The sequence below is a fragment of the Methylorubrum subtropicum genome, from assembly GCF_038442325.1.
Taxonomy (GTDB): domain Bacteria; phylum Pseudomonadota; class Alphaproteobacteria; order Rhizobiales; family Beijerinckiaceae; genus Methylobacterium; species Methylobacterium subtropicum.
The window spans coordinates 54,278-75,070 of sequence record NZ_JBBXMW010000011.1; the positions used below are offsets into that span (position 1 = coordinate 54,278).

Genomic DNA, 20,793 nt, shown 5'->3' on the forward strand with positions numbered 1-20,793 from the left:
GAGCCCCGCGCCGGGGCTTGGCAAGCGCGCCCGACCTACGACGAACTGCGGATGGCGCGCGCGCCGCACTTCCACGAGCCTGCACCCTTCTCAAGGGATCCGTCCGCATGGCTCACGTCACCGCTCTGTACCGCTATCCCGTGAAGGGGCTCTCGGCCGAGCCGCTGCCCGCGCTCGGTCTCAGCCATACGGCCGGTCTCGCCCACGACCGCGAATACGCGCTCGCGCTCGGCACCACGGCGTTCGATCCGCAGGCGCCGGAGCCGCTCGACAAAGGCTATTTTCTGATGCTGCGGGGCAATGCGCCCCTGGCGGCGCTCAGTACTCGCTTCGATCCGGAGACGGGCCGGCTCACCATCGTGCAGGACGGGCGGGACGTGCTGCGGGAAGACCTTTCGACGGAGCCCGGCCGCGAGGCAGTCGAGCGGTTCTTCGAGGCCTATATCGGTCCCGCCGCCAAGGGGCGTCCCCGGCTGGTGCGGGCCGAGGGGCACAAGTTCACCGACGGCAGCGTGATCTCGCCGGCCTTCATGCGGGCGGTCTCGTTCGTCAACCTCGCCTCCGTGCGGGCGCTCGAGGAGCGGGTCGGCCGACCGCTCGATCCCTTGCGCTTCCGCGCCAACATCTACGTCGACGGCCTCGCGCCCTGGGTCGAGCTGGACTGGGTCGGGCAGGAGGTCGGCATCGGCGCCGTCCGCTTCCGGGGTCTCGCTCGCACGCCGCGCTGCGCCGCGGTCGATGTCGATCCCACGACCGCCGCGCGGGACACCACGCTCCCGCGCGACCTCAAGCGCCATTTCGGCCATGTCGATCTCGGCATCTATCTCGAAGTGCTGGCCGACGGCGAGGTGAGCCAGGGCGATGCCGTGACCGCCCCGGCGCCCCTCTCCGGCGCCGCCTGAGACCGGAAAGTCCCGCCCGCCTGCCGTGCGCGCAGACCCGCCCCGTGCGGCCCTTTCGGTCGGCCGCCGCCCCTTGTGTTACGAAAAGGCAACACCCACTTCAGCCCCTGCCGACGGCTGCCACAGCGTCGGTGCTCCGGCGGGGCCGACCCCGCGGGGCAACGCATCGACCGATCCGTGCCGCGAGAAGGCGGGCGGAAACCGTTCGATCCGGGGAAGGACACGCGAATGAATTTCGAAAAATACACCGAGCGCGCCCGCGGCTTCGTCCAGGCGGCGCAGAACCTCGCCCTCCGCGAGGGCAACCCGCAGCTCGCGCCCGGCCATCTCCTCAAGGTCCTGCTCGACGATTCCGAAGGGCTCTGCGCCGGCCTGATCGACCGCGCCGGCGGCCAGTCGCGCGTCGCGCTGGCGCAGGCCGAGCAGTGGCTCGCCAAGCAGCCGAAGGTGTCGGGCAACTCCGCGCAGCCGCAGGCGACGCGCGACCTCGTGCGCCTGTTCGACACCGCGGAAAAAGCCGCCGAGAAGGCGGGCGATTCCTACGTCACCGTCGAGCGGCTGCTGCTGGCCTTCGCGGTCGAGAAGGAGTCGGAGGCCGGCCGCATCCTGACGGCGGCGGGCGTCACCGCGGCCTCGCTCAACGGCGCGATCAATGCCCTGCGCAAGGGCCGCACCGCCGACAACGCCAGCGCCGAGAACGCCTACGACGCGCTGAAGAAATACGCCCGCGATCTCACGGAAGCGGCCCGCGAGGGCAAGCTCGATCCGGTGATCGGCCGCGACGAGGAGATCCGCCGCACCATTCAGGTGCTGTCGCGGCGCACCAAGAACAATCCCGTGCTGATCGGCGAGCCCGGCGTCGGCAAGACCGCCATCGTCGAGGGGCTGGCCCTGCGCATCGTCAACGGCGACGTGCCGGAGAGCCTGAAGGAGAAGAGCCTGCTCGCCCTCGACATGGGCGCGCTGATCGCCGGCGCGAAGTATCGCGGCGAGTTCGAGGAGCGCCTGAAGGGCGTGCTGTCCGAGGTGACGGCGGCGGAAGGCCGGATCATCCTGTTCATCGACGAGATGCACACGCTGGTCGGGGCCGGAAAGGCCGACGGCGCCATGGACGCCTCGAACCTGCTGAAGCCCGCGCTCGCCCGCGGCGAGCTGCACTGCGTCGGCGCGACGACCCTCGACGAGTACCGCAAGCATGTCGAGAAGGACGCCGCGCTCGCCCGGCGCTTCCAGCCCGTCTTCGTGTCCGAGCCCACCGTCGAGGACACGGTGTCGATCCTGCGCGGCATCAAGGAGAAGTACGAGCAGCACCACGGCGTGCGCATCCAGGACTCGGCGCTAGTGGCGGCGGCCACGCTCTCGAACCGCTACATCACCGACCGCTTCCTGCCGGACAAGGCCATCGACCTCGTGGACGAGGCCGGCTCGCGCCTGCGCATGCAGGTCGACTCGAAGCCGGAAGAGCTCGACTCGATCGACCGCGAGATCGTGCGCCTGAAGATCGAGGCCGAGGCCCTGAAGAAGGAGACCGATTCCGCCTCCCGCGACCGCCTCGTGCGGCTGGAAGGTGAACTGGCCAACTTGGAGGAGCAGTCCGCCTCGATCACCGCCCGCTGGAAGGCCGAGAAGGACAAGCTGGGGGCCGCCGCCGAGCTGAAGAAGAAGCTCGACGAGGCCCGCAACGACCTCGCGGCGGCGCAGCGCCAGGGCCAGTACCAGCGCGCGGGCGAACTCGCCTACGGCGTCATCCCCGGCCTGGAAAAGCGTCTGGCCGAGATCGAGGCCGCGGGCGAGGGCGCCTCGGCCCGCGACGGCATGGTCGAGGAGGCGGTGACGCCGGCCCACATCGCGGGCGTCGTCTCGCGCTGGACCGGCGTGCCCGTCGACAAGATGCTGGAGGGCGAGCGCGAGAAGCTGCTGGCGATGGAGGAGACGCTGGGGCGCCGCGTCGTCGGCCAGCGCGAGGCGGTGGAGGCGGTCTCGACCGCGGTGCGTCGCGCGCGCGCCGGCCTTCAGGACCCGAACCGGCCGATCGGCTCGTTCATGTTCCTCGGCCCCACGGGCGTCGGCAAGACCGAGCTGACCAAGGCGCTCGCGGGCTTCCTGTTCGACGACGACACGGCGTTGGTCCGCATCGATATGTCCGAGTACATGGAGAAGCACGCGGTCGCCCGCCTCATCGGCGCGCCCCCGGGCTATGTCGGCTACGAGGAGGGCGGCGCGCTCACCGAGGCCGTGCGGCGCCGGCCCTATCAGGTCGTGCTGTTCGACGAGGTCGAGAAGGCGCATCCGGACGTGTTCAATGTCCTGCTTCAGGTGCTCGACGACGGGCGCCTGACCGACGGGCAGGGCCGCACGGTCGATTTCCGCAACACGCTGCTGATCATGACCTCGAACCTCGGCGCCGAGTTTCTCGTCAGTCAGCCTGCCGGGCAGGATACGGACGCCGTTCGCGATGAAGTCATGGGCGTCGTGAGAAATCATTTCCGGCCGGAATTCCTGAACCGGGTCGATGAGATCATCCTGTTCCACCGCCTCGCGCGCTCGGAGATGGGGGCGATCGTCGACATCCAGCTCGGGCGCCTCGCCAAGCTCTTGGAGGATCGCAAGATCGCCCTCGACCTTGACGAGGAGGCCCGCACCTGGCTCGCCGACAAGGGCTATGACCCGGCCTACGGCGCGCGCCCGCTCAAGCGCGTGATCCAGAAGACCGTGCAGGACCCGCTCGCCGAGGCCCTGCTCTCGGGCGCGATCCACGACGGCGAGACCGTGCCGGTGCGCGTCGGCCCGGCCGGCCTGATGATCGGCGACATCGCCGCCGAGCGCCGGCCCGCAGGGGTGTTGTTGAACTGATCCTTCGCCGGGTCTCAGCTCAGTGAAGGGCCGGGATGGGTTCGGAGCCGATCCCGGCCCTTCGCGTTTGTATGGACACTGTCCATACGCTGTGCGAGGGTTGCGCCATGGCGAAGGCACCCGCTTCATCGTCCGAGACTGCGCTGGCCGAGCGGCTTCCGCCCGCGGAGGCGAAGGGAAGCGTCAACCTGCGCATCGAGGCCGACACCCGCCGGCTCATCGACGATGCGGCGGCGCTCCTGGGCAAGACGCGGACCGAGTTCATGGTCGAGACGGCGCGGCGGCACGCCATTGATGTGCTGCTGGATCGACGGCTCTTCCGGCTCGATCCCGACGGCTACGACGCGTTCCTGCACGCGCTCGACAACCCGCCTGCGCCGGGGCCGAAGCTGAGGGCGCTGATGCGCCGCGCGCCGGCATGGCGGACGTAGGCGGCGAACCGGAGCAGCCTGAGCCGGTCCTTTCCGCTCCTGTTCCCCTGACGGCCGGGCACGATCTGTCCGCCTTCGCCTGTGGCGAGCCGGCGCTCGACGAGTGGCTGCGGCACCGGGCCTTGAAGAACGAGAGCGGGTTCTCCCGGACCTACGTCGTCTGCGACGGCAACAGGGTTGTCGCCTATTTCTGCATCTCGGCCGGAGCCGTCGAGCGCTCCGCCGCACCGGGAAAGTTGCGGCGCAACGCGCCCGACACGATCCCGGTCTCGGTGATCGGACGTTTGGCGGTCAGCCGCGAACATGCCGGCCGCGGGCTCGGGGCCGACCTCCTGTCCGACGCGTTGCGCCGCATCGCCCTCGCGTCGCGGAGCATCGGCATCGGCGCCGTGATGGTCCACGCCAAGGACGACGCCGCGCGGCGTTTCTATCTGAAATGCGCCGAGTTCATCGAGTACCCGCAGGACAGTCGCACGCTGTTCCTGCCGATCGAGACCGTGATGGCGGCCTTCGACGGGGAGTTCGGGTGACGCGCCCCGTGCGCTCCTCGTGTCAGCGAACCGCGATGTGATAACGCGCGCGCATCACGCTGCCATACTTCCCGACCATTTCGAGCACGAAGTCGTCCTCGCCGACGAAGCCGGGCGCCGATTGATAGACGAGCTTGTTGCCCGCGAGTTTGCGCGTGTTGCAGCGGGAACGTGGATTGTTGGGCGGGTAGTTGGGGAAATCGATCCCGCGTTCCATGCTGACCCGGCCGTGGGCCGGACCTTCGAGAATCGTGAAATCACCTGAGCCGGTCAGGTGACAGTCCGGGTCCATGGTCGTGATGAAGTTGATCTGTTGCGGTCGCCCCGAGGGGACGACACGTTGCTGAATTGGAATCTGCTGCGCCCAGCCGACGGCGGGCAGGGCGCAGCACAGGAACGCCGCACCGATCAAGGACAGGCCACGCATCGTCTGATTCCTCCCCATCCGCCGCTCGGGCGCGATGGCGGCGGGTGGAATACACGCGATGGTTAGGGGCTGAAAACTGAGACTTGGCTTTAATCCATGTTGGCGACATCACGTTCGCGTGATGGTGAGGGGTGAGAGAACCGGCCGGGCGGCCCAACGTGTCGCCTTGCATCGCGAAAAGAACCCGCCGACAACGGCCGCATGACCGCCGAAACGCTCACCTACGCCATCGGCGACATCCATGGCTGCGCCGATCTGCTCGACGCGCTGTTGGAGCGCATCGACGCCCATGCCGCGGGGCGCGCGAAGAAACTCGTGTTCCTCGGCGATTACATCGACCGCGGGCCCGACAGCGCGCGGGTGATCGAGACGCTTCGCAAGCTGCAATGGCGCGAGCCCGACGACGTGGTCTGCCTGATGGGCAACCACGAGGCGATGCTGCTGAAGACGCTGCAGGAACCCGGCGCCCTCGACCATTGGCTCGCCAACGGCGGGACGGCGACGCTCGCCTCGTTCGATGCGGCGGGGCCGGAAGAGATTCCCGGCGACGTGCTCGACTGGGTCGAGGGATTGCCGACGCTGCATGCGGACCCACAGCGCTGGTACGTCCATGCCGGCTTCCGGCCGGAGGCCGAGGTGCCCGACCCCGACCGCGAGGTGCATCTGTGGATGCGCGAGCCGTTCCTGTCGGAGGAGCACGATTTCGGCCGCCACGTCGTCCACGGCCACACGCCCCAGACCCGCGGCGGGCCGGAACTGAAGCGCTTCCGCACCAACCTCGACACCGGCGCGGTCTACGGCAACGCCCTGAGCGCGGGGGTGTTTTCGGGCCGCCAGGGGCGCCCTGAGGAAATCCTGAGCGTTCGGGCTTCGTAATCCCCGCGCGCCCTTGAGGCCGTCCCCGCTTCCGCTGCATACCGGGCGAAAGGCGCCTCGAGCGCGGGGAAACGGACGGGAACACCATGACGCCGGACAGCCGACGCCGCGAGGACAGCGGGCTCGCACGCCTCGCGCTGCGCTTCACCGATTGGGCGGAGAAGTGGTTCCCCGACGCCTTCGTGTTCGTGGCGATCGCGGTGGTGATCGTGGCGGGCGCGGCCCTCCTCAACGGCGCGCCGGTCCAGGCGGTGACGAAGAGCTTCGGCGACGGCTTCTGGAGCCTGATCCCCTTCACCATGCAGATGGTGTTCGTCACCATCGGCGGCTACGTGGTGGCGACCTCCGCCCCCGTGCAGGCGCTGATCGAGCGGATGGCACAGGTGCCCAAGACCGGTCGCGGCGCCATCGGCTACGTGGCGCTCGCCACCATGCTGTCCTCGCTCCTGTCCTGGGGCCTCAGCCTGATCTTCGGCGGTTTGCTCGCCCGGGCGCTGGCCCGCCGCACCGACCTCAGGATGGATTACCGCGCCGCGGGTGCGGCCGCGTATCTCGGCCTCGGCGCCACCTGGGCGATGGGCCTGTCCTCGTCCGCCGCGCAGCTTCAGGCCAATCCGAAGAGCCTGCCGCCGGGGCTGTTGCAGATCACCGGCGTGATCCCGTTCAGCGAGACGATCTTCCTCTGGCAGTCGATGCTCATCACCGCGATCCTCGTCGTCCTCTCGGCGGTGATCGCCATCGCCTCGGCGCCGGGGCCGGACACGGCGGTGACGGCGCAGGATCTCGGCGTCGATGTCACCAAGGAGGAGCAGGCGGTCGAGCCCCCGAAGCAACCGGGCGAGTGGCTGGAGCACGCGCCCGTGCTGACGGTGCTGATCGGCCTGCTCGCCGCGGGCTGGCTGATCCAGGAATTCCAGCGCCAGGACTGGATGGTCGCGATCTCCAGCCTCAACACCTACAACTTCCTGTTCCTGATGACCGGCTTCGTGCTGCACTGGCGCCCGAAGCGCTTCCTCGCGGCTCTGGCCAAGTCGGTGCCGGCCACCGCCGGCATCCTGATCCAGTTCCCGTTCTACGCGGCCATCGCGGCGATCCTGACGGGGGCCAAGAACGGCGCCGGCGACAGCCTCTCGCACGTGATCTCCCACGCCTTCGTGTCGCTGAACACGCAAGGGAGCTTCCCGCTCGCCATGGGCGTCTACTCGGCGCTGCTCGGCTTCTTCATCCCGTCTGGGGGCGGCAAGTGGCTGTTGGAAGCGCCCTACGTGATGCAGGCGGCCAACGAATTGAAGGTGCATCTCGGCTGGGCGGTGCAGGTCTACAATGCGGCCGAAGCGCTGCCGAACCTGATCAACCCGTTCTTCATGCTGCCGCTGCTCGGCATCCTGGGCCTCAAGGCCCGCGACATCGTCGGCTTCAGCTTTTTGCAGCTGGTCGTCCACCTGCCGGTGGTGCTGTTCCTGCTCTGGGCGCTGGCCTTCACGCTGGAATACCACCCGCCGGTGATTCCGAGCTGAGGGCACGCCGAAATCCGGGTTTCGAAAGGGATCATCCCTTTCGTGGGTCCAGGGCAAAGCCCTGGTTGAAGGGAAGCCGGGGCGCTGCCCCGGCGCCCCGCCAAAGGGCTCGCCCTTTGGGAACCCGTTACGGGATCAGGGCCGCGACCGCGGCGAGGAGCCAGCCGGCCATCAGCACGAAGCCGCCCGTCGGCGCGGCCATCGGGAAGAGCGGCTGGCCAGCCAGCGCCCGCATCGCGAGGTCGCCCGAGAACAGCGCGAGCCCGACGACCAGCGCGCCCGCCGCCGTGCGGGTGAGAGCGCCGCGGGTCAGCCCGGCGGCGGCGAGGGCCACCAGCGCCAGGATCGCGGGGGCGTGGAACAGCAGGAACTGGGAGGCCGTCTTCAGCGTCTCGCCGCCGCTGGTATGCGCGGCCGCGGCGCTCCCGGCGACGCCGAGGAGGCCCGCCAGCGCGGCCAAGGCGGCGAGCGCGCGGTCGAGGCCGGTCACGCGCCGCGCTCTTGCAGCAGGCGGGCGATGCTGGCACGCAGTTCCGGCACGCCGCGGTCGTCGCGGCTCGATGTCAGCAGCACCTCGGGATAGGCCGCCGGGCGCCGGGCGAGCGCCGCGTGGATGCCGGCGATGCGCTTGTCCATCTCGGATTTCTTGAGCGCGTCGCCCTTGGTCAGGACGATCTGGTAGGACACCGCCGCCTTGTCGAGCCCGTCGAGCAGCGCGGTGTCGATCTCCTTCAGGCCGTGGCGCGAATCGATCAGCACGTAGACGCGGGCGAGGTTCGAGCGGCCCTTGAGGTAGGCGTGGATCAGCCGGGTCCAGGCCTCGACCTTGGCCTTCTCGACCTGGGCGTAGCCGTAGCCCGGCATGTCCACCAGCGTCAGGCGCTCGCCGATGCGGAAGAAGTTGAGCTGCTGCGTCCGCCCCGGCGTGTGCGAGGTGCGCGCCAGGGTGTTGCGCCCGGTGAGCGCGTTGACGAGGCTCGACTTGCCGACGTTGGAGCGCCCGGCGAAGGCGATCTCGACGCCCTCCATCGGCGGCAGCGCCCCGAGTTCGGGGGCCGCCCATACGAAGTCGGCGGCGCCCGCGAACAGCAGGCGGCCGGCTTCCAGAAGTTCGGGGGTGGGTTCGTCGGCGGCGAGGGTCATGAAGGGGGCCGCTGCTTTCCCCTCCCCCTTGCGGGGAGGGGTTAGGGGTGGGGGTGGTTCAGGAGGCACCGGGGCGCCTCATCCTGCACGACCCCCACCTCCTACCTCCTCCCCGCAAGGGGGAGGAGAAGCGCCTGCGTCAGCTCTTGGCCGGCGCGTTCTTGCTGCGTTTGAACGTGCCCTTAAGGTTGTCCCATAACTCCACCTTCACGCCGTTGCGGCGCATGATGACGTATTGCTGGATCACCGAGAGGGTGTTGTTCCAGGCCCAGTAGATCACCAGGCCGGCCGGGAACGAGCCGAGCATGAAGGTGAAGATGATCGGCATGAAGGCGAAGACCTGCGCCTGGACCGGGTCCGGCGGCGCGGGGTTCATCTTCATCTGGATGAACATCGTCACGCCCATGATCAGCGGCCACACGCCGAGATGGACGAAGTCGGGTGCCGCGAAGGGCAGCAGGCCGAACAGGTTCAGAATGCTCGTCGGATCGGGCGCGGCGAGGTCCTGAATCCAGCCGAAGAAAGGCGCATGCCGCATCTCGATGGTGATGAACAGCACCTTGTAGAGCGCGAAGAAGACCGGGATCTGGATCAGCACCGGCCAGCAGCCGGCGACCGGGTTGATCTTTTCCTTCTTGTACAGCTCCATCATCGCCTGTTGCTGCTTCATCTTGTCGTCTTTGTACCGCTCCCGGATGGACATCATCTCGGGCTGCACGGCCTTCATCTTAGCCATGGAGACGTAGGAGCGGTTGGCGATCGGCAGGAAGAAGATCTTCAGGATCAGGGTCACGAGCAGGATCGAGACGCCGAAATTGCCCGCGAGGTGGAAGAAGAAGTCCAGCGCGCGGAACATCGGCTTGGTCAGGAACCAGAACCAGCCCCAGTCGATCATCGAGTCGAACTCGCGGATGTTGAGGTCGCGCTTGTACTCGTTGATCTGGTTGACCTCCTTGGCGCCCGCGAACAGGCGCTGCGTCGAGGCCGAGGAGGCGCCGGGCGCCACCGAGACGGCGTCGCCGCGCACGCTGGTCTGGAAGACCTTGGTCGCGCCGTCGGTGCGCTCGGTGAAGGCGCCGGTGAACGGCTTGTCCTGCTCGGGGATCGCGGCGGCGGCCCAGTACTTGTCGGTGATGCCGACCCAGCCGCCGGTGACGTTCGACCACGCCTTGCCGCGGGTGTTGGCGCCGCCGTAGGCCGGCTCCTTGGCGATGGCGTCGTAGCTGTATTCCTGCAGGCGGTCGTCGCCGAGCCAGCCGATCAGGCCCTCGTGCAGCACGTAGTACCCTTGAGTGACCGGCTTACCCCATCGGGAGACGAGGCTGTAGGGATAGAGCGTGATCGCGTTGCCCGACTTGTTCTCGACCTCGTCGCGGACCGTGAACATGAACTTGTCGTCGACCGCAAGGATGCGCTTGAAGACGAGGCCCTGGCCGTTGTCCCAGGTCAGCGTCACGGGCTTGCCCGGCGCCAGCAGGTCGCCCTCGGCGGTCCACAGCGTGTCGGCGTTGGGCAGCGGCCCGGCGTTCTGACCGACCCAGCCGAACTCGGCGTAGTAGGGGTTCGGGCTGCCGGTGGGCGAGAGCAGGACGATGCGCGGGCTCTCGTCGCTGACGGTCTCGTGGTAGTTCTTGAGGCTCACGTCGTCGATGCGCGCGCCTTTGAGCGCGACCGAACCGTAGAGCGCGGGCGTGTCGATGCGGACGCGGGCCGAGCGGGCGAGCGCGTCCTCGCGCGAGACCGGGCCGGCCTGGGGCAGGGTGCCCGGCACGGGGGCCGAGGGGCCGCCCTGCTGCGGGCTCGGGCCCGGCACGCCGTCGGCGGGCGAGGTGCCGCCGGGCTGCGGGGCCGTCTGGCTCTGCGCCGCCGCCTGCTGCTGCCGCTGCTTCTCGGTCGCCGGGCCGGTCACGAAGTAGTGCCAGCCGAGCAGGACCACCAGAGACAAGGCGATCGCGACGAACATGTTCGTCTTGTCGTTACCCATCGGTCGATCCGTCAGGCGCCATCGGTGCGGGAAGGGGAGAGGACTTGCCGGCAGGCCGATCCCGGCCGCGGCGGGGGCCGCGGGCCGGGCCCGGCCGGTCGGTCGATTGCTTGAGGCCCGGAGGCTTGGTCACCGTGCGAAGCGCCCGGCGCAGGTCCTCGACGAGGCTGTCGAACGGTGCATCGATCGCCGGGCGGCGGGCGATCACGACCACGTCGGCCCCGATCTCGGGCGCGCCGTCGGCCGCGAGAGCGAGCGCGCTGCGCAGGCGGCGGCGAATCCGGTTGCGTTCGGTCGCATGGCCCACGCGCTTGGTGATGGTGAAGCCGAGGAACAGGCCCTCGGCGATCGCGCCGTCGCGCTGCTCGTCCGGCTCGCGCAGGCGCCCCTGGGCGCTCATGCGCTCGGTGTGGAAGCGCCGGCCCCCGGCCGCGGCCAGGAAGTCAGGGCGCCGCCGGAGTCGGCGGATCGTCGACACGGGCGCTCCGAGGCCGGCTCCGATGAGCCGACGATGCGGCACCACCCGTCGAGGGCGGCGCCGGTCCTCAGCGATCAGGCGGAGAGGCGCTTGCGGCCGTGCGCGCGGCGGGCGGCGATGACCTTGCGGCCGCCGGCGGTCGCCATGCGGGCGCGGAAGCCGTGACGGCGCTTCCGGACGAGCTTGCTGGGCTGGTAGGTTCTCTTCATGGCGGGTCTCCGGCGGCCGAGGGGACGGCCCGGCGGCGCTGCACGAGCGCACGAACCGGCCTTGAGCCTCGAAATGGGATCTGCAAACGCGAAGGGCGCCCGGACGGGGCGCCGCTTCGCAATGGCGCGGCTTATGGCGGAGGGGAGGTCTCAAGTCAATGATCCGCGCTACGCGGGGTTTCTTGCTTGGCCTCAGGCGCCGGCAGCCGCGTCCGCGGCTTTGGCTATCGCTCCGTTAGACGCCTCGGCGTCGCCGAGGCCCACTGCGCGGGGCGCTCTTCGCGCCCGGCATTCGGCCGTTCCTTCTTCGAACGGTGCGTCCGGGGTGGTGTCTCCGGCGCGAGGCGTTGGGCCGCTTAACCGCCCGTTAACCTTTCCAAGGTACGAAGGGGCACATCCAGATTGTCTGGATCCTGAGTGGGTCTTCTGTCCACTCTGTTTGATGCCTCCCTGTAGACTCGCGACAAGCCGCTCTTCGGAGCGGCTTTTTTTTCGTCGCCGCGGCCCGCCGCCGGGCCGTCGTGCGCCCCCTCCGGCGCCGTTAACCTTAAAAGATCGTGAAGCCCCTTCCGGGCCCGAATCGGCGCTACACTTGCCACCGTGAACGCAGCCGCACCGAACCCGTCCCATAGCGGGACGAAACGAGCGCCGCGCGGCACAGGAGGCCCGATGACCGAGTTCGACGTGACGTTCCGGGACGAGCGCCATTGGGTGAGCTTCGGCGAGTCCTATGTGGCGTCGGAGGGGTTCCGCGCCCTGTTCCGCGAGGGGATGCTGCTGGTCGAGGAGACGGCGGCCTATCTCGACGGCGAGGGCCGGGCCGAATCGCGCCTGATCTCGCGTGACGCGACGCTGGCCTATGCCAGCGAGAGCATGCGGCTCACGACCCGCCTGATGCAGATTGCCTCCTGGCTCCTCGTGCAGCGGGCCGTCTCCGAGGGCGAGCTGACCCTGATACAGGCTCAGGAAGAGAAGACGCGGGTCAAGCTCAACGAGCCGGATCGGGTGCCGCCGGAGACGAGCGAGACCTTCGCCGCCCTGCCGCTGCGGCTGCAGGACCTCGTGCGCCGCTCGCGCCGGCTGCACGCCCGCATCCTGCACCTCGACCAGCTCATCAGCGAGGACCGCCCGGCCCCGGTGCCGATGGAAAGCCCGGTGACGGCCCAGTTCGGGCGCCTGCAGGCGGCGTTCGGCGGCCAATAGCGTCCTTCGGGCGGCTCCACGCGCGCCGGAGCCGCCGCGGCCCGATCCTCCGCGACCCGAGCCCGGTGCAGATTTTAGGGCCATACGGAAAGATACTTCCAGCGTCCGCAGCAAGCGGCCCTGGCCCAATCGCTCGCTGGTTGTCCAGTCCGCAGTCGTGGAGGGGGACATGCGATCGTTGCGGCGCGCAAAGGTTGTGGCGCGCGCGCGACAGCGGATGCAATCCGGCCGGGTGCTCTCCCCCAAAGCTGCCGTTTTGTGCAATCATCCCGGTGTCATGCGTCGCAGGGACGCGTTCGACTCCTGGCTGGACCCTTCGAATGAGCGCCGAAGTCACTCAGATCCTGACCCGGATCGTCCGGGCAGGCCCGTCGAATGCCACCGATACGGCGGTCAACACGGGCGACCAGATCGTCTTCACGCTCGTGACCGACTTTCCCATCTACGCGCCCGGCGATTTGACGTACTACCCCTATTACGGTCTTGTTCAAAGACCCACGCTCACGCTCAGCAACGGTGCCGTCGCTACCGATCGCGGTGTCGATGCTCAGGGGCGCCTCGAATTTTCCTACTCGGTCGGCTCGAATCAGGATGTGGCCGACCTGACCGTGACGGGCTTCGGTGCCCAAGGCGGGATACCTCTGCCGAAGAACATCTATTTCGACCAGAAGCGAACGATCGACACTCTTTCCGATGGAGATAGGGGGGCGATCGGCGATGCGAATCAAGATGGTCGCCCAGATATCATTATTACGCAGAGTTCTGGTAATACGATCACCTACCTGAACGACGGTGACAGAGGATTCAGCAAGGCTTCGCAGCCCTTTCCTCCGTTTGAAGCGGCCAGTTTCACGAACTCCGTCACTGCCGATATCGACGCGGACGGTGTCGATGATCTCGTGCGCTATGTGAATGACAAGTATCTTCCTCCGGGGGGGAAATTCCTGGTCGATTACTCCGCGGTCGAGATCCTGCGCGGCCGTGGCGACGGGACGTTTGAAGACGTCCGACTGTTTGTGTCCGACAGGAATATCAGCGGCATTGCTCTGGCGGATATCGACAGTGACGGGCGGCTCGACGTCGTCACCACGAGTGCGAAATATTTTGGGCTCGGGGGCTCGCAGGATCCCCTTCTGTCGTACCTGCTCAACGCCTCCGTCTTCGGCCAAACACAGTTCGACGCGGCGAGCGTCGGGACGGCCGCCGGGTCACGGACCGGCATTCGCGTGGACATGACCGCCCCGGTCGTCGCAGGCGTCACGGCCGGCGGCCCCGGCATCGTCAACGGCACCGGGACCCTGGTGACGGGCCAGACCGCTGCGATCACGCTCACCCTGTCCGAATCCGTCATCGTGACGAATGCCGGGCGATTGGTCCTGTCCCTGAACGACGGCGGACAAGCCACCTACGATGCGGCGGCCTCCACGGGAACGCAGCTCGTCTTCCGCCACACGGTGGCGGTCGATCAGGGAACCTCCGATCTCACGGTGACGGGCCTCGTGCCCAATGGCGCCGCCATCCGGGACTTGGCCGGCAACGAAGCCGTGCTGTCGGGCGCCGTCGCCAATCCGGCCGGCACGCTGCGGATCGACGGCTTCATCGGCACGGCCGGCAACGACGTGTTCCGGGGGCGCGGCGGCGCCGAAACCTTCCGGGGCTTGGCGGGCGACGACAGCTACTTCGTCGATACGGCCCAGGACGTCGTCATCGAGGCGGCGGGTCAGGGATACGACACGATCACCACGAGCGTGAGCTACGCCCTGCGGGACGGCCAGGAGATCGAGGTTCTCCAGGCGCAGGTGCTCCCCGATGGCAGCGGAACGGGCCTCAAACTCACCGGCAACGCCCTCAAGCAGACGCTTCGCGGCGGCAACTGGGACGATACCCTGGAGGGCGGCGCCGGCGCCGACGTGATGCAGGGCAAGGGCGGCAACGACACCTACTCCGTCGACAACGTCGGGGATCGGGTTCTCGAGGTGGTCGGCGGCGGCGTCGACCGGGTGTTCAGCACCATTTCCTACGCGCTCTCGGCCGGGCAGGAGGTCGAGTTCCTGCAACTCCTCGCCTCGACCGGCACGGCCAAGCTCAACGTGACCGGAAACGAGTTCGCCCAGACCCTCGGGGGCAATGCCGGCGCCAACGTGCTCGACGGCAAGGGCGGCGCCGACACGATGATCGGCGGCAAGGGCGACGACACATACGTCGTCGACGACCTCGGCGATCAGGTCGTCGAGGCGGCCGGCCAGGGCAACGACCGGGTGCTGGCCTCCACCTCCTACGCGCTCGCGGGCGGGCAGTCGGTCGAGACGATGCAACTGCTCGAACAGGGTGGGACGACGCAGTTCTACCTGCGGGGCAACGAACTGGCGCAGACGCTCATCGGCAACGCGAGCGCCAACGTCCTCGACGGCAAGGGCGGCGCCGACACCATGATCGGCGGGTCCGGCAGCGACACCTACGCCGTGGACGATGCCCGCGACGTCGTCCGCGAGGCGGTGGGCGGCGGCTACGACACCGTCGTGACGGAGACGTCCTATCGGCTCGCCGCCGGCCAGGAGATCGAGCTGGTGCGGATCGCCTCGTCGGCGAGCCGCTTCAACATCGATCTCACCGGCAACGAGTTCGGCCAGGCCCTGCGCGGCGGCGACGGCAACAACGTCCTCGACGGCAAGGGCGGTGCCGACGTCATGACCGGCGGACGCGGGCAGGACGCCTTCGTGTTCTCGACCGCGCTCGGCAACGGCAACGTCGACCGCATCGTCGATTTCGCGCCGGTGGACGACACGATCCGCCTGTCGGAGGCCGTGTTCTCCGCCCTCGCGCCCGGCCCGCTGGCGGGAAGCGCGTTCAAGAACATCAGCATTGGCAAGGTCGATGCCGACGACCGCGTTCTGTTCAAGCAGGCGACCGGCGAGCTGTTCTACGATGCCGACGGCTCGGGGAAGGGGGCCGCGGTGAAGTTCGCGACGCTCGACGGCCAGCCCAAGCTCACCCACGACGACTTTTTCGTGATCTGATTCGGGTCGGGCGCGGGCCGCCGCGCCCCACACCGGGCACGAACGAAAACGGCGCCGCAAGCGGCGCCGTTTCAGCGAATCGGGCCTGAGCCCGAGTCCCAAAAAATCACTTCTTGGCGAAGCCGAGGCCGGCGAAGCGGGTGTTGAAGCGCGAGACGCGGCCGCCGCGATCGAGCATCTTCTGCTCGCCGCCGGTCCAGGCCGGGTGCGTCGACGGGTCGATGTCGAGGTTGAGGACGTCGCCTTCCTTGCCGTAGGTGGAGCGGGTCCGGTACTCGGTGCCGTCGGTCATCACGACCTTGATGAAGTGGTAGTCGGGGTGCTCGGTCCCCTTGGCCTTCTCGGCCGCATTCTTTGCCATGACGCATTCCTGAGGTAGCAACCCGACCGGCCACGCCGCCGTGAAACCGGCCTAGGGCAAAAGATCGCGCGCATTCGGTTGAGGGCGCGCCTATACCTCAGCGTCCGGGGGCGGACAAGTGAGCCTGGGACACGGCTATCGTCCGATCCGAGGAATTATGCCGTATCACCGGGCGCGAAGAGCGCCCCGCGAAGCGGCCTCGGCTCAGCCGAGGCGTCGAGCGGAGCGAAAGCCTAAGGTCGCGGACGCGACCGCCGGCGACTGAGGCTATAAGCAAGGAAAGGGATCGTCGCGGCAGCGACGATCCCACGGGAAGAAACGATGACGAGGAACGATGGCCCGCGCGCGTGAGGGGATGTCCGGAGCTGCGGACGCGAAGGCCAGGGGGAAGGCGCCGCTCGGCGCGCTGAGGCCCCTGGTCCCGTTCGCCGCCCGCTATCGCGGCCGCATCCTGGCGGCGCTGATCTCGCTGATCGCCGCGTCGGGCGCGACGCTGGTGGTGCCGGTGGCGATCCGGCGGGTGATCGACCACGGCTTCTCGCCGGAGGGGCAGGTCTTCATCAACTCCTACTTCATCGCGCTGCTGGGCGTCGTCGCCGTGCTCGCGGTGTCGAGCGCAGGCCGCTACTACTCGGTGGTGACGCTGGGCGAGCGCGTCGTCGCGGATCTCCGCTCGGCGGTGTTCGCGCGGCTGACGAGCCTCGATCCGACCTTCTTCGACAAGGCGCAGTCCGGCGAGATCGTCTCGCGGCTCACGGCCGACGCGACCCAGGTCAAGGCGGTGTTCGGCGTCTCGATCTCGATCCTGCTGCGCAACCTGTTCCTATTCGTCGGCGCCGTCGTCATGATGGTGTGGACGAGCCCCGGCCTGTCGATCCTCGTGCTGGCCGCGATTCCCCTCATCGTCTTTCCGCTGATCGTCTCGGGCCGCGGCGTGCGCCGCCGCTCGCGCGCCGCGCAGGATCGGCTCGCCGACGCCTCGGCCTACGCCGCCGAAGCGGTCGGCGCGATCCGTACGATGCAGGCCTTCGGCATGGGCCGCACCACCGCCGAGCGCTTCGCTTCGGCCTCCGAGAACGCCTACGGGGCGGCGCGGGCCTCGATCACGGCGCGCGCCCTGCTGACCGGTGTGGCGATCTTCCTGATCTCGGCCTCCGTCGTCGGGGTGATGTGGTACGGCGCCAAGGAGGTGCTGGCGGGCCACACCTCCGCCGGCCAGCTCTCGCAATTCGTGCTCTACGCGGTGTTCGGCGCGAGCGCGCTCGGGCAGCTCTCGGAGGTCTACGGCGAACTCGCCCAGGCCGCGGGCGCCGCCGAGCGGCTGGGCGAGATTTTGGCGACCGAGCCGGTGATCCAGTCCCCGGCGAACCCGGTCCCGCTGCCGAGCCCGGCCCGCGGCGCCATCGCGCTCGAGAACGTGCGCTTCCGCTACCCGACGCGCCCCGAACACGCCGCGCTCGACGGCGTGTCCTTCGCGGTGGCGCCGGGCGAGCGGGTGGCCCTCGTCGGCCCCTCGGGCGCGGGCAAGACCACGGTGCTGCAATTGCTGCTGCGCTTCTACGACCCCGACGAGGGCACGGTGCGCCTCGACGGCGTCGGCCTGCCCCAGGCCGATCTCGACCAGCTCCGCGCCCGCCTGTCGCTGGTGCCGCAGGACCCGGTGGTGTTCTCCGGCACGGTCTCCGAAAACATCCGCTACGGCCGACCCGACGCCACCGACGCGCAGGTCGAGGAGGCGGCGCGGCTTGCCAATGCCGACGGCTTCATCCGCGCCCTGCCGCAGGGCTACGCGACGCTGCTGGGCGAGCGCGGCACCACCCTGTCCGGCGGCCAGCGCCAGCGCGTCGCCATCGCCCGCGCGATCCTCAAGGACGCGCCCGTCCTACTCCTCGACGAGGCGACCTCGGCGCTCGACGCCGAGAGCGAGCGCGCGGTGCAGACCGCCCTCGACCGGCTGATGCAGGGGCGCACGACGCTGGTCATCGCGCATCGCCTCGCCACGATCCGCGCGGCGGACCGCATCCTCGTCTTCGACGGCGGGCGCATCGTCGAGGAGGGCACGCACGAGAGCCTGCTGGCGCAAGGCCGCCTCTACGCGCAGCTCGCGAGCCTGCAATTCACCGACGCTTTTGAGGACAGCGCGCGGGCCCGCGATCCCGGCCCGAAGGTCGCCGCGGAGTAGGGCGGGGATTCGGCATCTTGGACCTCACCCGCTTCCCCCGCGCGGCGCTCACCGACGGCCCGACCCCGATCCGCTCGCTCGACCGGCTCTCGACCCATCTCGGATCGGAGCTCAACGGCGTGCGCCTGTTCGTGAAGCGCGACGACGTCGGCCCCGTGGGCGGCGGCGGCAACAAGCTGCGCAAGCTCGAATTTTTGTTGGGCCAAGCGCTGGCCGAGGGGGCCGACACGGTCATCACCGTCGGCGCCCTGCAATCGAACCACGCCCGGCTGACCGCGGCGGCGGCCGCCCGCCTCGGGCTCGCCTGCGAGCTGTTCCTCACCCGCAGCGTCCCGCGGGAGGATGCCGACTACACCGGCAACGGCAACCGCCTGCTGCACGAGCTGTTCGGCGCCCGCGTCCACCTGCTGCCGGGAGAGGCCGATTCGCTGAAGGAAGCCGAGGCGCGGGCGGAAGTTTTACGCGCCGAGGGCCGGCGCGTCTGCGTCTTCCCCTCCGGCGGATCGAGCCCGCTCGGCTGCCTCGGCTACGCGGCCTGCGCCGCCGAGATCGCCGAGCAGGCCGCCGTGCTGAGCCTCGACTTTGCTCGGATCGTCGTCCCCAACGGCAGCGCCGGCACCCATGCCGGCCTCGCCGCCGGCTTTTTCGCGATGGGTCACGATCCCCGCCGCGTCCTCTCCTACACCGTGCTCGCCCCGCAAGCGGACGCCGAAGCCGCCACCCTCGCGCGGGCGCGCGACACCGCCGCGCTGATCGACCCCGGCCTCACGCTCCCCGAGGACGCAATCCGCATCGACGGCGCCCACCGCGGCCCCGGCTACGGCATCCCCACGGAGGGCATGCGCGAGGCCGTGCGGCTGATGGCCCGCACCGAAGGCCTGCTGCTCGACCCGGTCTATAGCGGCAAGGCGTTTGCCGGGTTGCTGCACGACGTGCGCGCGGGGGCCTATCCGGCGGGGGCGGCGGTGCTGTTCGTGATGACCGGTGGGGTGCCGGGGTTGTTTGCGTATCGGGGGGAGTTCGCGGAGGGCTGAGACAGCTATCTAGGTCCTGTCGCAATTTGCGTATTTGCATAATTGCGTGCAATCGTGGTTTGGTTTATAACTGCGATTGCGTTATAAAACTGTTAAATGGCTGATTTTCGGCATTTTGCTTCGCCTTGTAGCGGGCCATTTTATTGAAAATATTCCAGTTGCAGTGGAGCTCGTGATATTTAGGATTGACGCCATTGTATGTCGAGTGGGATGGAAGACATTTGACTCTCCATCTGCGATTGCTCTCACAGCTTTTCTCCGAGGCATGACATCATGGCTACAGCTAGAGATAATTGGTCGGATAAAGTCGGCGCAATATTTGATGTTAGGCCTAGGGTTGCAATAGATGATAGGTCTAGATGGATAGCAAGAGAGGAGGAGGATAGATTTCGGCGAGCTATACTTTCTCCTGGCATGCATGCCATTCTCTACGGTCCATCTGGTTCCGGAAAAACATCGCTTGCCAAGTCAACGGTAGGTAGAATAGAAAACAAAGAGAGGCTTTTTATCTATACTAGAATAAACCACAATACGGATTGGAATTCTTTTAAATCGCAAATTATAGAAAATAAAAATGTTTCTAAGTCCGGCGAACCGCTTAGTTACAAAATTGGATTGAGAAACCTTCTACCTTACATCGAAGTTGGCGGCAGGAAATCGTTTGGTGTGTTTTCTGCTGCCGCAGATCGACAAGATTTGGTTTCTAAGATAGCAATACATCATATATCTCAGTTTATGATAGATAAAAATGTATGTCTGGTAGTTGATGATGCAAACTTTGCAACCAACGAACTAATGGAAATGCTTACATCTCTTGCCAAAGAGATCACTGATAATTCGAATACATCAAATTCTAAGGTGGTATTTGTCGGAGCAAACGACATATATAACAGAGTTATGGCACTAAATGACAGCTTAATGCATAGAACCAGGGAAATTTCGCTTGGGTCAATTGGCGGGGAGGAATTGGAATCAAGTAATAAAAAGTTCAGCAAAGCATTTCATTTTATTGCCGACGGACTTAAGGATCTTGGATTGGAAGATCCTCGGGACGATAGATTTATTAAAGGAAGCGAATTTGAAGAAATGATTAAGTGGGTTCGATACGCCGCTGATGGATTGCCAAAAAGTATTGTCGCATTAGGGCAAGAAATTGCTGAGACGGGTTTTAATAGAAAGAGAGTTTCTTCACGCGATATAATCAATTGTTCTCAGGAGATGGTAACATATAATTTTAGAAAATACAGGACAAAATATAGAGCTTTGTTCTCAATAATTAAGAAGCACCAAATCAGCCAGCAGATTTGCTTGTGGATGTTCAAAAAGGGGGCTTCCAGCATATACAGCAAAGAAGAAGTATGCGAAGACTTGGCTCAAATCGCAACTTACACGATGATCGATGAAGCAATAACGTATTTGGATCAGGCGGAATTTTTAGTTGTAACAGGAGAGGCTGCAAACGTATTTTTTGCTAGAGATCCTCTGCTTGCTCACACAATAGGAGTTGCGATGATACATTCAGAGGTAGGAACGCTCGTTGGGCAGGATTATTTCAAAACTGATAAAAACGCTGCGCAACTTCTTCTGCAATTCGTTGGAGATAAAGATCCAGAGAATAAGTCAAAAATATAAGATCATCACAGTAT

The 20,793-nt window shown here is 66.8% G+C and carries 18 protein-coding genes; 11 read left to right on the top strand and 7 right to left on the bottom strand.

Annotation, left to right across the window (positions count from 1 at the left end; all coding sequences use genetic code 11):
• The first annotated feature begins 107 nt into the window (after positions 1-107).
• The 4 genes from AAHG03_RS16150 to AAHG03_RS16165 all read left to right on the top strand — a co-directional run bounded on the left by AAHG03_RS16150 (position 108) and on the right by AAHG03_RS16165 (position 4,716).
• Positions 108-902 carry an MOSC domain-containing protein gene (locus AAHG03_RS16150; protein WP_342151712.1) on the top strand — a complete coding sequence of 265 codons (795 nt, stop codon included), beginning with the start codon at positions 108-110 and terminating at the stop codon, positions 900-902.
• Between the two features lie 228 nt (positions 903-1,130).
• On the top strand, positions 1,131-3,755 hold the full coding sequence (gene clpB / locus AAHG03_RS16155; RefSeq protein ID WP_342151713.1) for an ATP-dependent chaperone ClpB: 2,625 nt from the start codon (positions 1,131-1,133) through the stop codon (positions 3,753-3,755).
• A 107-nt stretch (positions 3,756-3,862) separates the two neighbouring features.
• Entirely contained in the window at positions 3,863-4,186 is a 324-nt protein-coding gene (locus tag AAHG03_RS16160; RefSeq protein ID WP_342151714.1) for a type II toxin-antitoxin system TacA family antitoxin, read from the top strand.
• A complete protein-coding gene (locus tag AAHG03_RS16165; protein WP_342151715.1) occupies positions 4,174-4,716 on the top strand; it encodes a GNAT family N-acetyltransferase in 543 nt (180 codons plus the stop codon). The genes AAHG03_RS16160 and AAHG03_RS16165 overlap by 13 nt, the downstream gene beginning before the upstream one ends.
• Positions 4,717-4,738: 22 nt before the next feature.
• Here the strand turns inward: AAHG03_RS16165 and AAHG03_RS16170 are convergent, their stop codons facing one another.
• Positions 4,739-5,143, bottom strand: coding sequence for a hypothetical protein (locus AAHG03_RS16170; RefSeq protein ID WP_342151716.1), 405 nt, complete (start codon positions 5,141-5,143; stop codon positions 4,739-4,741).
• A gap of 201 nt (positions 5,144-5,344) precedes the next feature.
• On the opposite strand from AAHG03_RS16170, the gene AAHG03_RS16175 reads away from it, so the two are divergent.
• Positions 5,345-6,019 carry a metallophosphoesterase family protein gene (locus AAHG03_RS16175; RefSeq protein ID WP_342151717.1) on the top strand — a complete coding sequence of 225 codons (675 nt, stop codon included), beginning with the start codon at positions 5,345-5,347 and terminating at the stop codon, positions 6,017-6,019.
• Positions 6,020-6,105: 86 nt separating this feature from the next.
• Positions 6,106-7,536, top strand: coding sequence for a short-chain fatty acid transporter (locus AAHG03_RS16180; protein ID WP_342151718.1), 1,431 nt, complete (start codon positions 6,106-6,108; stop codon positions 7,534-7,536).
• Between the two features lie 127 nt (positions 7,537-7,663).
• On the opposite strand, the gene AAHG03_RS16185 is transcribed toward AAHG03_RS16180, so the two are convergent.
• From AAHG03_RS16185 to rpmH, 5 genes are all read right to left on the bottom strand, one after another.
• Positions 7,664-8,026: a DUF423 domain-containing protein gene (locus tag AAHG03_RS16185; RefSeq protein WP_342151719.1), complete on the bottom strand. Its 363-nt coding sequence runs from the start codon at positions 8,024-8,026 to the stop codon at positions 7,664-7,666.
• A complete protein-coding gene (gene yihA / locus AAHG03_RS16190; protein WP_342151720.1) occupies positions 8,023-8,679 on the bottom strand; it encodes a ribosome biogenesis GTP-binding protein YihA/YsxC in 657 nt (218 codons plus the stop codon). The genes AAHG03_RS16185 and yihA overlap by 4 nt, the downstream gene beginning before the upstream one ends.
• Positions 8,680-8,818: 139 nt before the next feature.
• Positions 8,819-10,663 (bottom strand): membrane protein insertase YidC, encoded by a 1,845-nt coding sequence (yidC, locus tag AAHG03_RS16195; RefSeq protein WP_342151721.1) that lies wholly within the window; start codon positions 10,661-10,663, stop codon positions 8,819-8,821.
• On the bottom strand, positions 10,656-11,141 hold the full coding sequence (gene rnpA, locus AAHG03_RS16200) for a ribonuclease P protein component (protein ID WP_342151722.1): 486 nt from the start codon (positions 11,139-11,141) through the stop codon (positions 10,656-10,658). The genes yidC and rnpA overlap by 8 nt, the downstream gene beginning before the upstream one ends.
• Before the next feature lie 74 nt (positions 11,142-11,215).
• Complete coding sequence (gene rpmH / locus AAHG03_RS16205) at positions 11,216-11,350, bottom strand: 50S ribosomal protein L34 (RefSeq protein WP_012253788.1); 135 nt, start codon at positions 11,348-11,350, stop codon at positions 11,216-11,218.
• A 669-nt stretch (positions 11,351-12,019) separates the two neighbouring features.
• On the opposite strand from rpmH, the gene rcdA reads away from it, so the two are divergent.
• On the top strand, positions 12,020-12,553 hold the full coding sequence (gene rcdA / locus AAHG03_RS16210; protein WP_342151723.1) for a protease adaptor protein RcdA: 534 nt from the start codon (positions 12,020-12,022) through the stop codon (positions 12,551-12,553).
• 320 nt (positions 12,554-12,873) lie between these two features.
• Entirely contained in the window at positions 12,874-15,570 is a 2,697-nt protein-coding gene (locus AAHG03_RS16215; protein WP_342151724.1) for an FG-GAP-like repeat-containing protein, read from the top strand.
• A gap of 106 nt (positions 15,571-15,676) precedes the next feature.
• Here AAHG03_RS16215 and rpmE read toward each other — a convergent pair whose 3' ends face one another.
• On the bottom strand, positions 15,677-15,931 hold the full coding sequence (rpmE, locus tag AAHG03_RS16220) for a 50S ribosomal protein L31 (protein WP_342151725.1): 255 nt from the start codon (positions 15,929-15,931) through the stop codon (positions 15,677-15,679).
• Positions 15,932-16,265: 334 nt separating this feature from the next.
• Between rpmE and AAHG03_RS16225 the strand changes: the two genes are divergently transcribed.
• From AAHG03_RS16225 to AAHG03_RS16235, 3 genes are all read left to right on the top strand, one after another.
• A complete protein-coding gene (locus AAHG03_RS16225; RefSeq protein ID WP_342151726.1) occupies positions 16,266-18,113 on the top strand; it encodes an ABC transporter transmembrane domain-containing protein in 1,848 nt (615 codons plus the stop codon).
• A gap of 17 nt (positions 18,114-18,130) precedes the next feature.
• Complete coding sequence (locus AAHG03_RS16230; protein ID WP_342151727.1) at positions 18,131-19,147, top strand: D-cysteine desulfhydrase family protein; 1,017 nt, start codon at positions 18,131-18,133, stop codon at positions 19,145-19,147.
• Positions 19,148-19,420: 273 nt separating this feature from the next.
• The gene (locus AAHG03_RS16235; protein ID WP_342151728.1) at positions 19,421-20,779 is read left to right on the top strand and encodes an ATP-binding protein; all 1,359 of its coding nucleotides are present in this window, start codon (positions 19,421-19,423) and stop codon (positions 20,777-20,779) included.
• Positions 20,780-20,793: the final 14 nt, after the last annotated feature.

Coding starts and splice junctions, on each gene's coding strand:
- AAHG03_RS16150 (WP_342151712.1), top strand. CDS start 108: ATGGCTCACGTCACCGCTCTGTACCGCTATCCCGTGAAGGGGCTCTCG.
- clpB (WP_342151713.1), top strand. CDS start 1,131: ATGAATTTCGAAAAATACACCGAGCGCGCCCGCGGCTTCGTCCAGGCG.
- AAHG03_RS16160 (WP_342151714.1), top strand. CDS start 3,863: ATGGCGAAGGCACCCGCTTCATCGTCCGAGACTGCGCTGGCCGAGCGG.
- AAHG03_RS16165 (WP_342151715.1), top strand. CDS start 4,174: ATGGCGGACGTAGGCGGCGAACCGGAGCAGCCTGAGCCGGTCCTTTCC.
- AAHG03_RS16170 (WP_342151716.1), bottom strand. CDS start 5,143: ATGCGTGGCCTGTCCTTGATCGGTGCGGCGTTCCTGTGCTGCGCCCTG.
- AAHG03_RS16175 (WP_342151717.1), top strand. CDS start 5,345: ATGACCGCCGAAACGCTCACCTACGCCATCGGCGACATCCATGGCTGC.
- AAHG03_RS16180 (WP_342151718.1), top strand. CDS start 6,106: ATGACGCCGGACAGCCGACGCCGCGAGGACAGCGGGCTCGCACGCCTC.
- yihA (WP_342151720.1), bottom strand. CDS start 8,679: ATGACCCTCGCCGCCGACGAACCCACCCCCGAACTTCTGGAAGCCGGC.
- yidC (WP_342151721.1), bottom strand. CDS start 10,663: ATGGGTAACGACAAGACGAACATGTTCGTCGCGATCGCCTTGTCTCTG.
- rpmH (WP_012253788.1), bottom strand. CDS start 11,350: ATGAAGAGAACCTACCAGCCCAGCAAGCTCGTCCGGAAGCGCCGTCAC.
- rcdA (WP_342151723.1), top strand. CDS start 12,020: ATGACCGAGTTCGACGTGACGTTCCGGGACGAGCGCCATTGGGTGAGC.
- AAHG03_RS16215 (WP_342151724.1), top strand. CDS start 12,874: ATGAGCGCCGAAGTCACTCAGATCCTGACCCGGATCGTCCGGGCAGGC.
- rpmE (WP_342151725.1), bottom strand. CDS start 15,931: ATGGCAAAGAATGCGGCCGAGAAGGCCAAGGGGACCGAGCACCCCGAC.
- AAHG03_RS16225 (WP_342151726.1), top strand. CDS start 16,266: ATGGCCCGCGCGCGTGAGGGGATGTCCGGAGCTGCGGACGCGAAGGCC.
- AAHG03_RS16235 (WP_342151728.1), top strand. CDS start 19,421: ATGGCTACAGCTAGAGATAATTGGTCGGATAAAGTCGGCGCAATATTT.